The sequence below is a fragment of the Microbacterium sp. P5_E9 genome, from assembly GCF_054049175.1.
Map to the genome: position 1 here is coordinate 1 of NZ_JBFUMV010000058.1, position 735 is coordinate 735.

General features: G+C 67.2%; 1 protein-coding gene. It reads right to left on the minus strand.

Features of this window, described 5'->3' with window-relative positions; translation table 11 throughout:
* A partial coding sequence (locus ACXJ3V_RS20200) for a sigma-54-dependent Fis family transcriptional regulator (RefSeq protein ID WP_457102144.1) occupies positions 1-717 on the minus strand: 717 nt, incomplete at its 3' end.
* Between the last annotated feature and the right edge of the window lie 18 nt (positions 718-735).

Below are 735 nucleotides of genomic sequence, written 5' to 3' on the forward strand. Positions count from 1 at the left end.
GGCGTAGGCCTTGAAAAGCGCCATCACCGGCGCGCTGATGTCCGGCGTGCCATGCGGGCACTCGGCCAGCAGGATGCGGCGCGCCACCACGTCGAGGTCGCAACGCTCGCGCAGTGCAGGCAACTTGACCACGAGGCCGTTCAGGCGGTAATAGAGGTCTTCGCGGAACGAGCCCGCTTCGATCATGTCGCGCAGCTTGCGGTGCGTCGCGCCGATCACCGCGATGTCCACCGGAATCGACTTGAGACTGCCCAGCGGCGTCACGTTGCGCTCCTGCAGCACACGCAGCAGACGGGCCTGCAGGGCCAGCGGCATGTCGCCGATCTCGTCGAGGAACAAGGTGCCGCCATTGGCCTGCACGATTCGACCGACCGCTCCCTTACGGCGCGCGCCGGTGAAGGCGCCGTCTTCGTAGCCGAACAGTTCGGCCTCGATCAGCGACTCGGGAATCGACGCACAGTTGACGGCCACGAAGGGCTGCTTGGCCCGGTTCGAATCCTGGTGGACGGCGCGCGCCAGCAGCTCCTTGCCCGTGCCTGTCTCACCGAGAATAAGCAGCGGGATGTCGCGGTTGATGACGCGCTGCACCTTCTGCACCAGCGCACCGATCTGCGGATCGCCGGTGTTCAGATAGTGCAGGCCCGAGAACAGCGTGCCGTCCGCGGAATTGGCCGTGTCGCCGGCCAGCGTGCCCGAGCGCCTGCTGCTCTCTGCCACGGCCGCCCGGTGGTCGAC